This window comes from Pedobacter sp. R-06 (genome assembly GCF_049913135.1).
Classification (GTDB): domain Bacteria; phylum Bacteroidota; class Bacteroidia; order Sphingobacteriales; family Sphingobacteriaceae; genus Pedobacter.
On sequence record NZ_CP183977.1, the window covers coordinates 1,785,579 to 1,802,128 of the forward strand.

A 16,550-nucleotide genomic window follows, 5' to 3' on the forward strand; every position below is an offset into this window, starting at 1 on the left:
TCATTGAGCACTATATGTTAAATTGCAGAAAAAACGTTTGTCTAAAGCACCCAATGAATCGGCTACAGCTTTAGTCATTACAATGATAACATCTTTTGTGGATTCGTTCTCTGTAAATTTACCAACAACTTTGGCAAAGGTAGTGCGGTTGGTCATTGGGTTGGTAATCTTAATTACCCTGCCCACAGGTGCAGTACGGTGTAAAACCAACATTTTTGTTCCGTCCAGATCCTGGTCTGCAATCCAAACTGCGGTTCCTTTTTCTTCGATCTGACTTAAACCATATACACTGGGATCGCGGCGAAGTTTAGGGTCTTTAACCATGGTACTATCTGGTTCATTTTCCTGCTCTTCTTTCGACAAGTCATTTACCGATCTAGGCTGTGGTGGTTTCGGAATAATCAGCTTCTGATCAACTTTAATCGCGTTATCCTCCAATTTATTTGCTGTTCTGATCTGATAAGCGGTTAAATTGTATTTTTTAGCAATGGTAAAAATATTTTCTCCGGTAGTTACCGTATGGATAAAACTTTCTTCTTTTGTTGCTGGTGCTTCTTTAGCTTCTACCTCTTTAACTTTTGCTTCAGCTTGTTTTTCTTTCGGAACCTGAACATCTGTAATAATCCCTCCTGGTACTTTTAAAACCTGGCCAATGGTAATGGCGTTATCAGGCAAATCGTTCAGTTTTCTAATCTGGTAAGCGGTAATGCCGTATTGTTTAGCGATGGTGAAAATAGTTTCGTTCCTTAAAACAGTGTGTGTGCCGGCTGCATCTGTAGATTTGTTCTCCTGTACAGGTTTTTCTTCAGCAGCAACTACCTTATTTTCATCGATGTTTTTAGTTGCCGGAATTTTAAGCTTCTGACCGATACGCAAGTTATTCCCTGAAAGGTTGTTGGCTTTTTTTACTTCTTCAACAGTAGTGCCGTACTTCTCTGCAATTTTTCCTAAAAACTCTTTAGGCTGCACCGTATGTTCGATTATGGTCTGATCTGCCGATTGGGTGTTCGCTGTCGCTGTTTCGTTATTGTTTTTTGCTGGCGCTGTTACCGGTGCTGTTGCACTGGTTTGCTCAGTATTTTTAGCAGGGATTTTTAAAACCTGACCGATGCTTAAATTACTGCTGCTAAGGTTGTTTAAAGCTTTAATTTCATTAATGGTTGTGCCGTATTTTTCGGCGAGCATGTTTAAGTTTTCTTTTGGCTTGATGGTATGCTCTATTTTATTGCCAGTAGAAGCGCTTTGATTTTGCGTGCTGTTAGCTGATCCTGTTGTGGTAAAAGGGATATTTGTAGGTACTTTAACAATTACTCCAACCTGAAGGTATTTATTGTCGTTAAAGGTCATAATCTCTTTAGGGGAAACATTATACCTTCTTCCTATTGAATAATAAGTGTCTTTTGCTACAGTTTGGTGAACGATGAGTTTTTTGCCTTTATTATTTTCTACACCGATAGAGTCTCTCGCTGTGTTGGCTTTGGCATTTGCGATGTTTAAGGCAAATAACACTACAGCAGATAAATATATTTTATGCATTTATTTTTATGTAAATTTTTAAGTCAAAGGGAGCAATTATACGAATAATATTGTTAATCAATCTATGTTCAGCTATTCGTTTTTAAGTAAAAATAAGATGACTTTAATATCTTAATATCGATATGCTATTCATTAACAAATGTTTATAAAATTGTTGTTCCCTGTAATATTGAATATTAAACGATCTAATAAATAACGTATTGTTCAAAAGACAAAAATGAGCAAAACTTTTATAAATTTGGGTTGTTACGTAGACATCAAAAATATCATAAATAATAAAAAAATGGACGCTAAAGAAATAAGCTTAAACGAAAAAGAAGTTAAACCGGTTGTAGATCTTTTGAATGATTATTTGGCTAATTATCATATACATTATCAAAAATTAAGGGGCTGCCACTGGAATATTAAAGGACAGAACTTTTTTACTTTACATGTTAAGTTTGAAGAATTATATACTAATGCACAGTTAACCATTGATGAGATAGCAGAGCGTGTATTAACCCTGGGTAAAGCGCCGCATAGCCGTTTTGCCGATTACATTAAAGAATCTAAAATTAAAGAGATTGATACTATTGGTTTAAAAGACCTTGATATGGTTGATGCCATTTTAGATGATATGGCTGCATTGATCGAATTGGAAAGAGAACTTTTAGAAGCGACAGATGCGGCTGGAGACGATGGTTCTAACGACATGGTTAACCGTTTTATGCAGTTTAAAGAGAAAAATACCTGGATGTTACGTTCTTTCGCAGGAAAGAAGTAACGTCAAAACTTTAGGTTAAAAGCCTCATATAAGTAGCTTTATTGTAAAATCTGCTTATATGAGGCTTTTTTGTTTCGGAGAAAATCTAATTATTTATCTTTGGGCATGGCATACAAAAATTTAGCAGAATGTGTATCCGATCTCGAAAAGCACGGTCATTTAGTCAGGATAAAAGAAGAAGTAGATCCCTATTTAGAAATGGCAGCCATCCATTTAAGGGTTTACGAAAATAAAGGGCCAGCAATCCTATTCGAAAAAGTTAAAGGAAGTCCTTTCCCTGCCGTTTCAAACTTGTTTGGAACTTTAGAACGATCGAAGTTTATTTTTAGAGATACCTTGCCAAAGGTACAACAACTGGTATCGTTAAGGAATGATCCGATAAAAGCATTAAAAAATCCGTTTAAATATGCAGGTTCTGCAATGTCGGCTTTATCGGCCTTACCGCTTAAAACACCTTTTGCAAAAAGCAAATTTTTAAAAACAAGTATCAGTCAGTTACCACAAATTGTAAACTGGCCTATGGATGGCGGTCCTTTTGTTACCATGCCACAGGTTTATACTGAAGATATAGATAAACCAGGTGTTTTAAATGCAAATCTGGGCATGTATCGCATCCAATTGGGTGGAAACGATTATATTCAGGATCAGGAGATCGGCTTGCACTATCAGATCCATAGAGGGATAGGCGTACACCAATCTAAAGCCAATGCATTAGGCCAACCCCTAAAAGTGAGTGTTTTTGTCGGCGGACCTCCGTCACATCCTTTAGCAGCAGTGATGCCTTTACCAGAAGGATTATCGGAAATGACTTTTGCTGGCGCATTGGGCGATAGGCGTTTCCGTTATTTTTATGATGATGAAGGTTTCTGCATCTCTGCAGATGCAGATTTTATTATTACCGGAACGGTTTACCCAAATGAAAATAAACCAGAAGGGCCTTTTGGTGATCACCTGGGTTATTACAGTTTAACGCATCCTTTTCCTCTGATGAAGGTGCACAATGTATATCATAAAAAGGATGCCATTTGGTCGTTTACGGTTGTTGGCCGTCCGCCACAGGAGGATACCAGTTTTGGGGCTTTGATCCATGAGATTACAGGCTCGGCAATACCACAGGAAATACATGGTTTAAAAGAAGTTCATGCGGTTGATGCAGCTGGTGTTCACCCTTTGCTCTTTGCTATCGGTAGTGAGCGTTATACGCCTTATTTAAAAGCGCGCAGACCTCAGGAAATATTAACCATAGCCAATCACATCTTAGGGAAAAACCAATTGAGTTTGGCTAAATATCTGTTTATCGCGGCTAAAGAGGATGACCAGCATTTAAGCACACACCATATTGAAGCATTTCTAACCCATATTTTAGAACGGATCGATTTAACAAGAGATGTTCATTTTTATACCAATACTACGATTGATACGCTTGATTATAGTGGTGATGGATTAAACAGCGGATCGAAGGTTGTTATTGCAGCAGCAGGGGATAAGCAACGCGAACTTTGGGATAGGATTCCTGAAGCACTGAAATTGAGCGATGGGTTTTACCAACCCAAAATAGCCATTCCAGGTGTTTTGGTTTTAGAAAGCAACAAATACTTAAACCCGGAGAAAACGGCCGCAGAAATTGCTTTGTTGAATATGGCTTTGATGGATCAGGATTTGTCGGGCTTACCTTTAATTATATTGGCTGATGATGCAGAATTTACGGCTGCCAATATTGATAATCTGGTTTGGGTGGCCTTTACTAGAAGCAACCCGGCAGCTGATATATATGGTATCAATGATTTTACCATAAATAAACACTGGGGCTGTAAAGGTCCTTTAATTATTGATGCAAGGAAAAAGCCCCACCACGCACCTGAATTGATCAAAGATGAGGCTGTAGAAAAAAAGCTTGATGTTTTGGCTCAAAAGGGAGGAAGCCTACACGGCATAGTTAGTTGAATAAATAAAATAAAAAACTGATTTTTAAGCATACATATGCTATGCTTTCAACATCCCGGTTAATTACTTTTTTATGGGTGCTACTTTGCGTACCTGCAAATAGTTTAGCTTAACCAACCTAAACCGGCGCTAAAATCTGATTACTGCGAACAACAATTTGCAGAGTAGAAAGTCTAAACATCAACAAATTACTTCAACATCGGCTTCGTGGTTCAAAATTTTGCCTGATCGGTTAAGCAAATCACAGATTATTAACGTATTTATAACGATTGTAACATTTGCGTTAATTTCTGGTTAATACGTGTTAAAATCATCGTTCTATCTGGCTTTTTATAAGCCTAATTTTGGTCATACTACTAACTAAACTGAATACAATGACCAGATTAAAGATTACCTTGTTCATTTTGACTATGCTCTGTTGCATGCAGATTTATGGTCAAACGTCGCTTATTAGCGGCAAAATTACCGATGCATCGGGGCTACCAATTCCAGGCATATCGGTAAGAGTTAAAGGAACCGCTATTGGCACTTCTTCCGATGCGAAAGGGGTTTTTTCAATTAAAAGTGCGAATCCGGCTACGCTGGTTTTTAGTGGAATTGGTTATACAGCCAAAGAATTTGCTTATAGCGGGCAAAGCAACATAATCATAACATTAAGTGAAGACCAGCAAAGCCTGAATGAGATTGTAGTGACTGCCTTAGGGGTGAAACGTGATAAGCGAAATTTAACCTACAGCTCGCAGGAGGTAAAGGGCGATCAGATTACCCAGTCGAAAGAGCCTAACCTGGTAAATGCATTGGCAGGTAAAGTTTCTGGTGTACAAATTACAAGTTCGTCGGGTACACCGGGTAGCTCATCGCGTATTGTAATCAGGGGTGCAAACTCCCTTTATGGCAACAATGAAGCTTTGATGGTAATTGATGGTATTCCGGTTAACAATGATGAAACCGGTAACCTCAACTCCGGTCCTGGCACCAACCGAATTGCCGATCTTGATCCTAATATTATTGAAAGCATTAATGTGCTAAAAGGTGGTGCTGCAACAGCGCTATATGGATCTGATGGTGCAAAAGGAGTAATTATCATCACTACAAAAGCAGGTAGCCTGAATAAAAAGCCTGGTATTAGCTTTTCTTCATCTTTTTCAATGGAGAAACCGCTGTTACCAGAAATTCAGAATAAATATTCTCTTGGCTCAAATGGCGTATACTTTGATGGTGTGAACCAGAAAACAAGTACTTCGTGGGGGGCAAGGATGGATACCTTAAAAATTAACGGCCAGCCTGCACAGGTATATGATCAGTCTGATTTATTCTTTAAAACCGGAAAAACATACACCAACACAGTAGCCATAAATGGAGGCGGGGCTTACAATTCTTATTTTCTATCATATACTAATTTTGCACAGGATGGAACGGTACCTACCACTTCTTTCGACCGGAATACCGTTTTTGGGAAGTTTACCACGCAAATTATTAAAGATCTAAATGTTACTTTCTCTTTAAATTATGCTAATACCAAAAACCGCCGGCTACCTGAAGGTTATGCCTTGGAAAGTCCGGTGTGGACTATTTTTTCTGCCCCGGTTTCTTACGATCTGCAACCTTCGGTAAACCCTGATGGAAGTCAGCGTTTATACCGTTTCTCGCGCAATAATCCTTATTGGGTGTTAGATAATATCAGTAATACATCAGTTGTTAACCGCTTTCTGCCGACATTTACAGCCGATTATAAACCCTTAAACTGGCTAACCATTACTGAACGTTTTGGTGCCGATGTTTATGTTGAGCAAGGTAAATACACAGAGTCTTTACTGTCGGTCTCTAATCCTAATGGAAGAATTGTAAATAACAATACCAATTTCAGACAGTATAATAATGACTTGATCCTGAATGCTAATAAAAGTTTTGGTGATTTTAATGTCGAAGCCTTGTTGGGTAATAACCTCATTTCAACTTATTCGCAAAATGGTTACGCCAATGGCTTAGGGATCACAATTCCAGGTTTTAATAATATTGGTTCTGCCTCGACTGTTAAGTTTACAGAAACCAGTTACCTTACACGGAAAATAGGCTTTTATCTGCAATCTAATATCGATTATAAAAAGTTCATTATCTTGTCTTTAACTGGTAGATACGATGGTACTTCGGTTTTGGCTAAAGACAACAGATTTTATCCATACGGCTCGGCTGCAACAAGTTTTATTTTCTCTAATTTCTTTTCTAATCGCCTTTCTGAAGTGATGAACTTTGGTAAGTTAAGGCTTTCTTACAGTACGGTAGGTAATGCAAGTATAGGTCCATATAGTTTACTTACTCCCTACGAATCGCAAACAGTTAGAAATACTACCTTTCCTTATCAGGGACAATCGGGTTTCTTAATCAGCCAGGTACTCAGCGATCCGAACCTGAAAAATGAACGTATTAACGAGTTTGAAGTTGGGTTAGAAACAGGTTTCTTTAAAAGTCGTTTAGGCCTTGAGCTTACCTATTTCGATAAGCGAACTAAAAATGGTATCATTCCGTCAGTAGCTTTAGCGCCATCTACAGGTTTTAACGCCACAAGTGTAAATTCTGCAGCTATGCGCAACCGCGGTATAGAGGTTTTGTTAAATGCGAAACCAATTTCGACCCCGGATTTTAGCTGGGATTTAACGATAAACTACAGCAGAATCAGAAACAAAGTGCTTTCTATTTACAAAGACCTGAAACAGGTTGGCAATGGTTTCACTTTCATTTTTGTTAACCAGCCTTACGGTGTAATTTATGGTACCCGATATGCCAGAAATGCGGCTGGCCAATTACTTACTGATAATGGAGGCCTTCCTTTTGCAGCCGATGAGCAAGGTATAATTGGAGATATTAATCCGGATTGGATGGGCGGTATTGTTAATAATTTCAAGTATAAACAGTTTACGCTTAGTTTCTCTTTTGATATGAAAAAGGGTGGCGATATTCAGAATAACGTAGATGGTTACGGCTATTTCTATGGTACTCCAAAAGTTACCGAAGATCGTGGACCGCGTATAGTTGAAGGTATAAATGCCACTACGGGCTTGCCAAATACGGTTTCAGTTACAGGACAAGCTTATTATCAACGTGCTAATGGTGTTCTAGAATCAGTAATTCAGGATGGAACCTATGTTAAGTTGCGGAATGTAAGTCTGGGTTATAATGTTAAACCGGCCTGGTTACAAAAAACACCTTTCAAGACCATCGGATTTCAGGTAACCGGACGAAACCTTTGGATTTACGCACCACACTTTACCGGGGGAGATCCGGAAGTAAGCTCATTTGGCTCATCAAATGGTTCGCAAGGGATTTATTCGTTCTCAACGCCAACATCAAGATCTGTTGATTTTAGTTTGAAACTTACCTTATAACCCTTAACAATTAGAAAGAAATAACATGAAAAAGATATATTTTATTTTAGGTTTTGCCCTTATGGTGGCATTAGCCGGATGCAAAAAATACCTGGATGTAAATGAAGATCCAAACAGACCGATAGATGTTAAAGAATCGCTTATGTTACCACCTATACAAATGCTGATTTCGCAAAATATCAATGCATCAGGTGACGGGAATTTAAGTGTGGTGTTGCAACAATATTTGCAGGTAATGGCACTCAACCAGGTGGCACCAAATTTCGGTACTTATCAGATGTACAATATCGATATGGATGGCGACTGGAATAATGTATACGTAAGAACATTAAACAACCTCAATTTATTAAAGGTTAAAGCTGTTGCCAACGGCAATTTTAATTACAGTGCCATTGCTAAAGTTCTTACAGCTTATACTTTGGGCTATGCAACAGATGCCTGGGGTGATCTTCCTTACAGTCAGGCTTTTTTAGGGGTAACACAGCCAACCCCTGCATATGATAGTCAGCAGCAGATTTATGTTCAGATTCAGGCTTTACTTGATGATGGAATAGCCGATATTGCAAAAAATGCTGGCCTTAAACCTGGAAGCGACGATTACATTTATGCAGGCGATATGGCAAAATGGAGAAAATTGGCTTATACTTTAAAAGCACGTTATTATATGCACCTGAGTAAAGCACCTGGAAATACAGCTTCCGTGCAGGCACAGCTGGCCTTGACTGCACTAACTAATGGTATGCAAAGCAATGATGATGATGCTAAAATTGCCTTTAGTGGTGCAGCAGGTGCAGAAAATCCATGGCAGCAGAATTTTCTGCCAGGCACTACATTTGTGCTTGCTAATACCTTTGTTGATGCTTTTACTACCAGAAACGATCCAAGATTAAGCAAAATGGTTAAACCCGCCAAACAAACTGGCTTATATACGGGCCGGCAGATTGGTTTAGACGAAATTGGAAGTCTGGAATCTTACTCAATCCCTGCCGATTTTTACGCAGCTGCCAATGCCAATAATTACCTGGTAAATTACACCGAGGCATTATTTATAAAAGCCGAAGCCACGCTGGTGGTATCGGGTTTTGCAGCTGCACAACCTGTTTATCAGGATGGTATCAAGCAGCACATGATTAAGGTAGGGGTGAGCACAGCTGATATGGATGCCTACATTGCTTTGCGGGGTACACTCAGCAGTACAAATGCGCTCCGTTTAATTATGGAAGAAAAGTCGGTTGCAAATTTCCTTAATGCTGAAAATTATACAGATTGGCGCCGTACCGGATTCCCGGCTTTAACCAAAGTTAAAAATGCACTCTCTGAAATTCCGAGAAGGGTACTTTACCCGAATACTGAAATTACAGCAAACCCACAACCGCAGCAAAAGGCTAAAATTACCGATAGGTTATGGTGGGATGTTAATTAAACAGGTACTAGTTAATTGATAATATTGAGGATACCCAACCGGGTATCCTTTTTTGTTGTAAAAAAGCGCCAGTTCTCTAGTTGAAAACTGACGCTTCTTAATTATGTAAGACATTAATTCTTAGAATCTTACACCAAAAGTTAAGAATACATTGTTTCTATTGCTTTTAACATCTGCAACAGGTTCAGTATAATCATCTAACAGATAGGGGCTAGAGCTAAAGTTTGTTTTGTAGTTCTGATACGCTACATCGAAATAATAGTTATCTACGCGGTATCCAATTCCACCAGTATAATATTGACCTTGATAAAATTTATTGTCGCCGCCTTTAACACCATTTCCGTTTACGCCGTAACCACCACGTAAACTAATTTCGTTAGTCACTTTTACCTCCGCACCAACTCTATAGTTAACCGCTTCTTTATAAGATTCTTTAATGAAAGCATTATTGCTATTGATTGTTGAAAGATCAGAGCCATTAGAATCAGAAAAACGCATTGAGGCATAATCTACATAATCAACATCGGCTGAGATTAATGCTGTACCAGCAATTACATAACTGATACCTGCAGATGCCTTTAACGGTGTACGTAGGTTATAACTGAAAGTGTAATATTGGGTTGGGTTATTTGACTTAGTTGGTCCAGTATTAGCATTTCCAGCAGTAGTAGCCTGCAAAGTCTCACTGGTATTGTCTTCAATGTTCATCCAGGTTGGGGTCTGGAAATTCAAACCGATCCTTAACTCACTAACCGGTCTGAAAATAGCACCCAATTTTAAATTAAAACCACCACCCTTAGTTTCCTGGTTTCTAAAGTGGGTAAGGTTGTAATTTTCGTTTCCGTTATATGTTGGTACAGCGTCACCATCATTATATGAGTTAACAATACCTGATTCTGTAAAAGTAGCATCGCTGGTGTATTTTACATTAACAAAACTGGCTGTTGCACCAATATATACCTTATTGCCAAAATTAAGGGCGCCTGCTACGTTAAATTCAGAAGTCGAACCTAAACGTGCCTCATCCCAATTTTGTTTAAAATTAGCATTGTTGTAAGGTTCTGCAGAAAATTGATTCGGAAAAGTAGGTGTATTTTTATTAATCAGAAAACTCTTATAAGCATCTCCAGCAATACTATTATCAATACCATAATTGTTCGCCTGGTCCACGTAAGAATCTCTAATCGAACTGTTTGTATTAGTTCCGCCATAGTTGATGTTATTTAAGAAATCGTTGTTTCTGGTATAACTTAAGCCGAATACCGTACTAACTAATCCTTTATCTACAGCTGAGCCTTTCATTTTAGCAGTTGGGCTGTAAAACACGACACCAATATTGTTCAGGTTAATCTGGTTTTTATCAACTTTGGTATTGTTGCCTAAGAATGAGCTATTGTTTGATACAGAATTAAATTCTGGTGTTAGACTAAATTCTGATTTAGTGAACAGGCCTAATCCGGCAGGGTTCGCATTAATTGAGCCGATATCACCCCCAACACCAATCTGCGCACCGCCCATTCCTTTAAATCGGGCAGAACTACCATAATTGGTTTGAGAAAAGCGGAATGCATCAGGCGCGTAACTTTGGGCGTACGTTGTTCCCATAGCAGCTACTGTAGCTACTAATGAAGCTAAAATATATTTTTTCATGTTGTGTGTTTAAATTTAAATTAACCTCTTCCTGCTCTTGATGGTCTTGAACCGCCGCCACCACCGCCGCCGGTTGAGCCACCGCCACTATTTCCGCCGCCATTTGATGGCGGAGGTGAATAACTAGGTCTGCTCTCAGTTCTAGTAGGTGGAGAATAGCTTTCGTTTCTGGTAGGTCTGCTACTTTGAGTACCTTGAGGACTATAATTGTCATTCCTGGTAGGTCTGCCAGCTTGTGAGCCCTGAGGCTGTGTATAGCTGCCATTACCTTGGTTTCTGCTTGGTCTTCCAGCATTAATATTTGGAGCATAACCTACACCATTTGGATTTGTGACACCAGATCTGCTCGGTCTGCCCGCATTTCCGGCATTGCCGTTTCCATATCTTGGAGTGCCTCTATCATCACTTCCAGGTCTTGGTCTGCTGTAACCTCTATTGGTATACACACCGCCACCATAGTATCCGCCACCGATACCCCAGCCTCCGCCGTAATATCCGCCGCCCCAACCGAAACGATCGTAGTAAGAATTAGGTCCCCATGAGTTCCAGCCCCAAGGATTGTTCCATCCGTAGCCGAAATTACCGTAATAGAAGGGGTTGCTCCAGATGCTGCCATAACCAAAGCTACCACCCCAGCCACCTAAGCCGTATCCGCTGTTCCAACCCAGGCCATATCCCAAATAGTTTGAAGGGCCATAACTGCTTCCGTAGTAATAATTATCAAAATAAGGATCGTAGTAGCCTTGAAAACTGTAACCATTGTAAAAACGGTTTATTCTAGATGAGTAATCCATATCGTAATAAGGATTACTGGTTCCGTAATATTCATCATATTCTTCCTGTCCTTGAGCCTGATATTGCTGGCCTTGTCGGTTCTGAGGCTGAGGTGCCATTTCAACCTCCCTGGCTTTCGCCACCGAATTATAAACATCATCAGCTGGCTTAGTTTGAGCCAGTTTTGATGTAGAGCATGATGCCACCAACCCTGCAGCGGCAATCATAACAATGGGTAAAAATTTAATTGGTTTCATTGTGTTTATATTTAGTTGTGTGTGTTCACGAATGTAATAAACAGGTTTCAAAAGTAGTTAATTCCTAACTATTTACTTAGTCTAAAAATGTTAAATCACAATTGATATTAATTGTTGATCGTTTGTAGGCATAAATTTATAAATTTGCCGTCGGATTTTACACTTTTTAACATACAAATTACGTTCCAAATACATAAGATGAGCAAAGAAATTACAAGTAGAGAAGCAGATTATTCCCAGTGGTATAATGATATTGTGTTAAAAGCAGATTTAGCAGAGCACTCTGCGGTGCGTGGTTGTATGGTTATAAAGCCAAATGGCTATGCTATATGGGAAAAAATGCAGGCTGTTTTAGACAAAATGTTTAAGGATACAGGCCATCAAAATGCCTATTTTCCATTATTCATCCCAAAGTCATTTTTCTCTAAGGAAGCTTCTCATGTTGAGGGTTTTGCGACAGAATGTGCAGTAGTAACACATTACAGGTTAAAAAATGACGGTAACGGAAATATTGTAGTAGATGAAACAGCCAAATTAGAGGAAGAATTAATTGTTCGCCCTACATCCGAAACCATTATTTGGAATACCTACAAAGGATGGATCCAATCGTACCGTGATTTACCAATATTGATCAATCAGTGGGCGAATGTGGTAAGATGGGAAATGCGTACCAGGTTGTTTCTGCGTACAGCCGAATTTTTGTGGCAAGAGGGCCATACCGCACATGCCACAGCAGAAGAGGCAATTGAGGAAACAGAACGTATGTTGCATATATACGCCGATTTTGCCGAAAATTGGTTAGCTGTTCCGGTAATCAGAGGCCGTAAATCGCCAAATGAGCGCTTTGCGGGGGCTTTAGATACTTATTGTATTGAGGCATTAATGCAGGATGGTAAAGCTTTACAAGCAGGTACATCTCACTTTTTAGGTCAGAATTTTGCTAAAGCTTTTGATGTTAAGTTTACCGGTAAAGATGGAAAATTGGACCATGTATGGGCTACTTCGTGGGGAGTTTCTACACGTTTAATGGGTGCTTTGATTATGGCGCACAGTGATGATTCCGGATTGATTATTCCACCGAAATTAGCACCAATACAAGTAGTTATTGTTCCGATTTATAAAGGTGATGAGGATCTGGCGAGAATTTCTTCATATGTTAATGAATTAACCATGCGTTTAAAAGGTTTAGGCGTTTCGGTGAAATATGATGACCGGGATACACAGCGCCCAGGATTTAAGTTCGCTGATTATGAGTTGAAAGGTGTGCCGATCCGTATTGCTATCGGTGGTCGCGATTTAGAAAATAAAACAGTAGAAATTGCCCGCAGAGATACCAAGGTGAAACAAACTGTACCTCAGGAAGGATTGGATATTTACATCATCAAATTATTGGATGATATTCAGCAAAGCATGTTCAACAAAGCTTTGGCTTATCGCGATGAGCATATTACAGAAGCCAATAGTTACGAAGAGTTTAAGGAATTGTTAGATACCAAAGCTGGTTTTATTTCGGCACATTGGGATGGAACACCAGAAACAGAGCAAAAGATAAAAGAAGAAACAAAAGCAACCATTCGTTGTATTCCTTTAGATAATAAATTAGAAGATGGCCTTTGTATTTATTCAGGAAAACCATCTATCCAAAGGGTACTGTTTGCAAGAGCGTATTAATTAGATGTGAGATATAAGATTTGAGACATGAGATCTGAGCGGAAATGCAAATCTCAAATCTAGTGTCTCAAATCTCATGTCTAGTATCTCAAAACTAAAAAAAAATGAAATTCGCAACTAAAGCTATACATGCAGGTCAAGAGCCTGATCCAACAACCGGTGCTGTAATGACACCGATATATCAAACCTCTACCTATTGGCAGAAATCTCCTGGAGACAATAAAGGCTACGAGTATTCGAGGGGGACAAACCCAACGCGTAAAGCTTTGGAAGATTGTTTAGCTGCTTTAGAAAATGCCAAATATGGCCTGGCTTTTTCGAGCGGAATGGGGGCAACAGATGCCGTATTGAAATTATTGCAGCCTGGCGATGAAGTGATTACCGGAAATGACCTGTATGGCGGTTCATACCGGATCTTTACCAAAATATTCACTAAATACGGAATCAAGTTTCATTTTCTGGATCTTTCTAAGCCAGAGAATATATTGCCTTACATCAATGATAAAACCAAATTGGTTTGGATAGAAACACCTACTAATCCTACCATGCAGATTATCGATATTGAAGGTGTAGCAAAAATTACGAAGGAGAAAAAATTAATCCTTACGGTTGATAATACATTTGCATCTCCTTACTTACAAAACCCGATCGATCTGGGGGCTGATATTGTGATGCACTCGGTAACCAAATACATTGGTGGCCACTCTGATGTGGTAATGGGAGCTTTGGTAACAAATGATGAGCAATTGTATAAAGACCTTTGGTTTATTTACAATGCCTGTGGCGCAACACCTGGTCCGCAAGATGCTTTTTTAGTGTTGAGGGGTATAAAAACGCTCCACCTTCGGATGAAAGCACATTGCGAAAATGGAGCACGTATTGCACATTATTTAAAAACACATCCAAAAGTTGATAAAATTTATTGGCCGGGTTTTGAAGATCACCCTAATCATGATGTTGCTAAAAAACAGATGCGTGGATTTGGCGGCATGATTTCGATTACCTTAAAAGGTGCTGATCTGGAAGAAACTTTTAGAATCTCTTCTAATTTTAAAGTATTCACATTAGCTGAATCATTAGGCGGGGTAGAATCATTAATTAACCATCCGGCAACGATGACGCATGGTTCTATTCCGAAAGAAGAAAGAGAGAAAGTAGGTGTTACCGATAACTTGCTCCGTTTAAGCGTTGGGGTAGAGGATATCGACGATCTTTTAGAGGATTTAGCAAGTGCATTAGCATAATATTTCGAGCGGGCAGATAATATTTTGCCCGTTTTTTTGTAAAGCAAGTCCTATTCTAAAATTAATGGTAGTCCGGCTTTACACTAAATCTTTTTTAGTTATCTGCTTCATTAAATTAGTACAAACAAAAAAGGATGCCGTTTCAATCCGGTTTAAATGGCAACGATTGTGCTGCTATTTACGTCTAAAAAAAGCTAACGATGCAATTTCTTGAGTTAAAGAATTTTCTGGACAGTAAGGTTGAACAATACAATCAGCCAAATTTTATAGCAAACGACCCAGTTTGTATTCCGCATCTTTTCAAAAAAAAACAGGATATAGAAATTGCCGGCTTTTTTGCAGCGGTTTTAGCCTGGGGCCAGCGGAAAACAATTATTAATAAATGTAAGGAACTGTTGGGGCGTATGGATAATGCGCCTTATGATTTTGTTGTTAATCATAACGAAAACGACTTAAAACGCTTGCTGAACTTTAAACACCGAACATTTAACGATACTGACTTACTTTATTTTATTTCGTTTTTTAAGCAGCATTATCAAAAATTTGATAGTTTAGAGCAGGCATTTGTGCCAAGGCAAGATGTTTTTCGGGCTGATTATTTAGAAGTTTCAGCTGTAAAACCGGAGATAACATATGCCTCGGAAGTGTGTTATGCTGCTGGGCTTAACTTCTCGATAGAGCAGGCATTGAATCATTTCAGGCGGTATTTTTTCTCCTTAGAAGATTTTCCCCACCGCACGAAGAAACATATCTCCTCGCCAAAGCAAAAATCTACCTGTAAACGTTTAAATATGTTTTTGCGGTGGATGGTTAGGGTAGATCAAAAAGGTGTTGATTTTGGCGTCTGGAATACCCTTCAGCCAAAAGATCTAATCTGTCCTTGCGATGTACATGTTGATCGGGTAGGACGGTTGCTTGGGCTGATTAATAGAAAGCAGACTGATTGGTTAACTGCAATTGAATTAACCGACAATCTGAAGCAGTTCGATCCCTCAGATCCGGTGAAGTATGATTTTGCATTATTTGGATTAGGGGTAGAAAAACTGCTTTAAAGTTTGAGAAATTGAGAAAAATCAAAAAAAAGTTCTTTTTTCAATTCAATCTTCCTATACTTACGTAGTGATCCTGCTTCGGTTTTAGCAGGATTGTGTCTATCCAATGTTTCGCTATGATTGCAGTTAATTTATCTGATGAAGATAGGTGGAAAAAATATAATAATTTTTCTCCTCTAGTCTCAATTTTTAAGAAATTCCACCCGCTTAATGATGAAATAGAAAAGCGGATTAACCAGCATACCTTTCCGATCAGCTACAAAAAAAATAAATACCTTGTTTCACCTGTAGACCGTAACAAGTTCCTTTTTTTAATTGTTAAAGGTGTAGTTAGGGGTTTTATTAAGGATGGGGATAACGAGATTACCACATGGATTGCCAAAGAGAATGAAGTTGTAGGTACCATACGTAATTTGTGGATAGATGGCGATTCGGATGAGTATTTACAGGCATTAGAAGATGTAGACTTAGTTGCTATCCCACATGTGTTATCGGAATACCTTTACGAAAATTTTCCTGAAGCGAATATAGTAGGCAGAAAGATGATGGAGTTATATTACCGTTCGGCAGAGGAACGTGCTTACCTGTGCCGGATTTCGTCAGCCGAAAAAAGATACAAACGGTTTTTGCTTTCATTTCCTGATTTGATTAACCGGGTTTCTTTAAAACACATTGCTTCTTTTTTAGCCATCAGGCTCGAAACATTGAGTAGGATCAGGGCTAAAATTTAATTCTTTTAATTCGATTTATTTTCTTGTTTTTTTAAGGTAACGGGTTTAGGATTTAACAGGTCTTAAACCCGTTTTTGTTTACCTTTAAAAACAACATTTTTTGTTTTAATCTGTAGTATAAA

The 16,550-nt window shown here is 38.8% G+C and carries 11 protein-coding genes; 8 read left to right on the plus strand and 3 right to left on the minus strand.

Going from position 1 to position 16,550, the window contains the following annotated elements; all coding sequences use genetic code 11:
• The gene (locus ACN9MR_RS07375) at window positions 1-1,536 is read right to left on the minus strand and encodes a LysM peptidoglycan-binding domain-containing protein (protein ID WP_426328970.1); all 1,536 of its coding nucleotides are present in this window, start codon (window positions 1,534-1,536) and stop codon (window positions 1-3) included.
• Window positions 1,537-1,819: 283 nt separating this feature from the next.
• On the opposite strand from ACN9MR_RS07375, the gene ACN9MR_RS07380 reads away from it, so the two are divergent.
• The 4 genes from ACN9MR_RS07380 (at window position 1,820) to ACN9MR_RS07395 (ending at window position 9,049) form a co-directional block, all read left to right on the plus strand.
• Window positions 1,820-2,299 (plus strand): Dps family protein, encoded by a 480-nt coding sequence (locus ACN9MR_RS07380; RefSeq protein WP_057934298.1) that lies wholly within the window; start codon window positions 1,820-1,822, stop codon window positions 2,297-2,299.
• A 105-nt stretch (window positions 2,300-2,404) separates the two neighbouring features.
• A complete protein-coding gene (locus tag ACN9MR_RS07385) occupies window positions 2,405-4,243 on the plus strand; it encodes a UbiD family decarboxylase (protein ID WP_426328971.1) in 1,839 nt (612 codons plus the stop codon).
• A 374-nt stretch (window positions 4,244-4,617) separates the two neighbouring features.
• Window positions 4,618-7,626 carry a SusC/RagA family TonB-linked outer membrane protein gene (locus ACN9MR_RS07390; protein ID WP_426328972.1) on the plus strand — a complete coding sequence of 1,003 codons (3,009 nt, stop codon included), beginning with the start codon at window positions 4,618-4,620 and terminating at the stop codon, window positions 7,624-7,626.
• A 25-nt stretch (window positions 7,627-7,651) separates the two neighbouring features.
• Window positions 7,652-9,049, plus strand: coding sequence for a SusD/RagB family nutrient-binding outer membrane lipoprotein (locus ACN9MR_RS07395; protein WP_426328973.1), 1,398 nt, complete (start codon window positions 7,652-7,654; stop codon window positions 9,047-9,049).
• 120 nt (window positions 9,050-9,169) lie between these two features.
• On the opposite strand, the gene ACN9MR_RS07400 is transcribed toward ACN9MR_RS07395, so the two are convergent.
• Window positions 9,170-10,699, minus strand: a complete 1,530-nt coding sequence (locus ACN9MR_RS07400; RefSeq protein WP_426328974.1) for an OmpP1/FadL family transporter — start codon at window positions 10,697-10,699, stop codon at window positions 9,170-9,172.
• Window positions 10,700-10,719: 20 nt separating this feature from the next.
• Complete coding sequence (locus ACN9MR_RS07405; protein ID WP_426328975.1) at window positions 10,720-11,730, minus strand: hypothetical protein; 1,011 nt, start codon at window positions 11,728-11,730, stop codon at window positions 10,720-10,722.
• Window positions 11,731-11,928: 198 nt separating this feature from the next.
• Here ACN9MR_RS07405 and proS point away from each other — a divergent pair, with 198 nt between their 5' ends.
• The 4 genes from proS to ACN9MR_RS07425 all read left to right on the plus strand — a co-directional run bounded on the left by proS (window position 11,929) and on the right by ACN9MR_RS07425 (window position 16,428).
• Entirely contained in the window at window positions 11,929-13,401 is a 1,473-nt protein-coding gene (gene proS, locus ACN9MR_RS07410) for a proline--tRNA ligase (RefSeq protein WP_426328976.1), read from the plus strand.
• Between the two features lie 104 nt (window positions 13,402-13,505).
• Window positions 13,506-14,645 (plus strand): cystathionine gamma-synthase, encoded by a 1,140-nt coding sequence (locus ACN9MR_RS07415; protein WP_426328977.1) that lies wholly within the window; start codon window positions 13,506-13,508, stop codon window positions 14,643-14,645.
• Window positions 14,646-14,845: 200 nt separating this feature from the next.
• Window positions 14,846-15,697: a TIGR02757 family protein gene (locus ACN9MR_RS07420; RefSeq protein WP_426328978.1), complete on the plus strand. Its 852-nt coding sequence runs from the start codon at window positions 14,846-14,848 to the stop codon at window positions 15,695-15,697.
• Window positions 15,698-15,813: 116 nt separating this feature from the next.
• Window positions 15,814-16,428 carry a Crp/Fnr family transcriptional regulator gene (locus ACN9MR_RS07425; protein WP_057935324.1) on the plus strand — a complete coding sequence of 205 codons (615 nt, stop codon included), beginning with the start codon at window positions 15,814-15,816 and terminating at the stop codon, window positions 16,426-16,428.
• Window positions 16,429-16,550: the final 122 nt, after the last annotated feature.

Coding starts and splice junctions, on each gene's coding strand:
- ACN9MR_RS07375 (WP_426328970.1), bottom strand. CDS start 1,536: ATGCATAAAATATATTTATCTGCTGTAGTGTTATTTGCCTTAAACATC.
- ACN9MR_RS07380 (WP_057934298.1), top strand. CDS start 1,820: ATGGACGCTAAAGAAATAAGCTTAAACGAAAAAGAAGTTAAACCGGTT.
- ACN9MR_RS07385 (WP_426328971.1), top strand. CDS start 2,405: ATGGCATACAAAAATTTAGCAGAATGTGTATCCGATCTCGAAAAGCAC.
- ACN9MR_RS07390 (WP_426328972.1), top strand. CDS start 4,618: ATGACCAGATTAAAGATTACCTTGTTCATTTTGACTATGCTCTGTTGC.
- ACN9MR_RS07395 (WP_426328973.1), top strand. CDS start 7,652: ATGAAAAAGATATATTTTATTTTAGGTTTTGCCCTTATGGTGGCATTA.
- ACN9MR_RS07400 (WP_426328974.1), bottom strand. CDS start 10,699: ATGAAAAAATATATTTTAGCTTCATTAGTAGCTACAGTAGCTGCTATG.
- ACN9MR_RS07405 (WP_426328975.1), bottom strand. CDS start 11,730: ATGAAACCAATTAAATTTTTACCCATTGTTATGATTGCCGCTGCAGGG.
- proS (WP_426328976.1), top strand. CDS start 11,929: ATGAGCAAAGAAATTACAAGTAGAGAAGCAGATTATTCCCAGTGGTAT.
- ACN9MR_RS07415 (WP_426328977.1), top strand. CDS start 13,506: ATGAAATTCGCAACTAAAGCTATACATGCAGGTCAAGAGCCTGATCCA.
- ACN9MR_RS07420 (WP_426328978.1), top strand. CDS start 14,846: ATGCAATTTCTTGAGTTAAAGAATTTTCTGGACAGTAAGGTTGAACAA.
- ACN9MR_RS07425 (WP_057935324.1), top strand. CDS start 15,814: ATGATTGCAGTTAATTTATCTGATGAAGATAGGTGGAAAAAATATAAT.